Source organism: Sinomicrobium pectinilyticum (genome assembly GCF_003725735.1).
Classification (GTDB): Bacteria; Bacteroidota; Bacteroidia; order Flavobacteriales; family Flavobacteriaceae; genus Sinomicrobium; species Sinomicrobium pectinilyticum.
Window position 1 is genome coordinate 1 of record NZ_RJTM01000218.1, and the last position, 2,689, is coordinate 2,689.

Below are 2,689 nucleotides of genomic sequence, written 5' to 3' on the forward strand. Positions count from 1 at the left end.
TGGATACACCGGCGCAAGCTGCCCCCTCTTCTGGGGTTGTGATTATAACCTTTTAGCGACTGCCATTCCGGCGGAAGCTGCCCCTTAGATTTTAAAAAAAACAGTCCTGTAGGGATGCTTTATCGGGATTATTCCGGCGCATGTTGACCCCATTGGGATCAGGCCGTGAAAATTCCGGAGTAAACTGACCCCTTTGTGGGTTTTAGGTTGACTTATTCCGGAGTAAGTTGACCCCCTGGTTGTTTTTTGTGATTTTGGTTTTACCTGATGTCTTTTGCACTGTACATCAAAAGATAAGCTATGGCAGGAAAACCAAAACGTATGAGTCAAGTCAAACAAATATTACGCATGCACCTACAGGGCCAAGGGGTCAAAACCATCGCCCGGCATTTATCCATCAGCAAGAACACGGTTAAAAGCTATTTACAGAAGGTTCAGGCCGGTTCCACAGCCATAGACGGCCTGTTAGCCCTGGAAGACCCGGAGTTGGAAGCCCTGCTTTTGGCGGGGAATCCGGCCTATAAGGATACCCGGTACGAGCATCTGAAAGAACGCCTGGCCTACTATAACCAGGAGTTAAAGAAAACCGGGGTGACCCGCCTGGTGTTATGGGAAGAATATGCTCAAGGGACTTCTAACCCTTATAGTTATACCCAGTTCTGTTATCACCTGCAACAATACCGCCGTAGCGGAAAGCCCTCCATGGTCTTGGAGCATCATCCGGGCGACAAGCTCTTTATCGACTTTGCCGGGAAAAAGCTCTCCTATATCGACCGTGGTACCGGGGAAGAGATCTTTGTCCAGGTGTTTGTGGCCTGCCTGCCCTACTCGGACTATTGTTTTGCCATGGCGGTGCCCAGCCAAAGGGTTGAAGATTTTATTCATGCCTTAAACTGTTGTTTACAGGATCTGGGTGGGGTACCGCAAACCTTAGTGCCGGATAATTTAAAGGCGGCTGTGATCAAAGCTAATCGTTATGAGCCCGGTATCCACCAGGCCCTGGAAGACTTTGCCAATCATTACGGGACTACCATCACCCCGGCACGGCCGGGTAAACCCCAGGACAAGGCTTTGGTAGAGAACCAGGTCAAACTCATCTATAGCCGGGTGTATGCCAAACTTCGCCACCAGCAGTTCTTTGACCTAACTTCTCTGAACCGGGCCATCCAGGAAAAAGTAAAGGCCCATAACCAAACCCGAATGCAGGGTAAAGACTATTGCCGGCAGGAGAAGTTCCTTGCGGAGGAAAAACATACCCTGCAAGCCTTGCCGGACACCCTGTTTGAACTTAAGTATTACCGGGAGCTTAAAGTGGCCAAGAACAACCACATCTACCTGGGGCAGGACAAACACTATTACAGCGTCCCTTACACCTATATCGGACAGCAGGTTAAAGTGATCTATACCCGTAACCTGGTGAAGATCTACCACCAGGGAACCCTTGTAGCCACACATCCCAGAAGCTATAAAAAAGGGAGTTATACTTCCCAAAAAGAGCACCTGTGTTCACACCACAGGTATTACAAGGAGCGTAGCCCCACCTATTACCTGCAACGGGCTTATCGGCACTCCGAGGCCCTGTATCAATATATTAAAGCCCTGTTTGCCCAGGACAAATATCCCGAACAGCTTTACCGTATGTGCGAAGGGATATTAAGCCTGTCCCGAAAAATCCCCAAGGAAACCTTTATCCGGGCTTGTGACCTGGCCCGGGAACACCAACAGTTCTCCTATGGGTTTTTAAAACGGGTATTGGAAAACAACATGACCGCATCTCTGGAACCGCCCCCACAACCACCGCTGCCCGAACATCATAATATCCGGGGAGCCGATGCCTTTAAATAAGGATCACCGAAACCATTTTTAATTTTAAACCTGTATATATGGAACCATTAATCCAAGAATTAAACCAATTAAGCCTCTACGGGATGGCTTCCCGTTGGCAAGCCCTGGTAGAGACCCGGGAACATCACCGCTTATCGTTAAGCGAAGGCCTGGAAGTGCTTTTACAGGCCGAGGCCCAGCAGCGAACCCAACGACGTTTTGAACGCCTGGAGAAAAATGCCCGCTTCCGCTACAAAGCCACTATCGAAGAACTTCACATGGAGGCTTCCAGAGGGATGAACTCCTCCCAGATCGCTGAACTGGCTACCGGGACCTATCTCCGCCAGGGAGAGGCCGTTCTTATCACCGGGGCTACCGGATGCGGGAAGAGCTTCCTGGCTTCCGCTCTGGGACACCAGGCCTGTGCCCAGGGAATGAAAGTATTATACTTTAACACCCAAAAACTACTGATACAAACCAAAATGGCCAGACTTGACGGCAGCTATCTCAAGTGCTTCGAGAAAATGGCCAAAACACAGCTGCTGATCCTTGACGACTTTGGCCTGACCCACCTGGAGAAAAACGCACAGATAGACCTTTTGGAAATCATCGAAGACCGCCACGGAAGGGCCGCTACCATTATTGCCAGTCAATTACCGGTGGGAAGCTGGTATGAGATCATCGGGGAAGCCACCATTGCAGATGCCATTTTGGACCGCCTGGTGCATACTTCACACCGCATCGAACTCAAAGGAGAAAGTATGAGAAAAAAACTGTAGTTTTGTCAGTAGCTTATCTGTAATGACCAAAATCTTCTAAGGGGTCAACATCCCCGGTACGGGGGTCAGTATCGACGGAATATCCA

General features: G+C 49.6%; 2 protein-coding genes. Both read left to right on the forward strand.

What is annotated here, in order from left to right; all coding sequences use genetic code 11:
* Positions 1–321: 321 nt before the first annotated feature.
* Complete coding sequence (gene istA, locus ED312_RS23445; protein WP_123218442.1) at positions 322–1,845, forward strand: IS21 family transposase; 1,524 nt, start codon at positions 322–324, stop codon at positions 1,843–1,845.
* A gap of 38 nt (positions 1,846–1,883) precedes the next feature.
* Positions 1,884–2,603 (forward strand): IS21-like element helper ATPase IstB, encoded by a 720-nt coding sequence (gene istB / locus ED312_RS23450; RefSeq protein ID WP_123218441.1) that lies wholly within the window; start codon positions 1,884–1,886, stop codon positions 2,601–2,603.
* Positions 2,604–2,689: the final 86 nt, after the last annotated feature.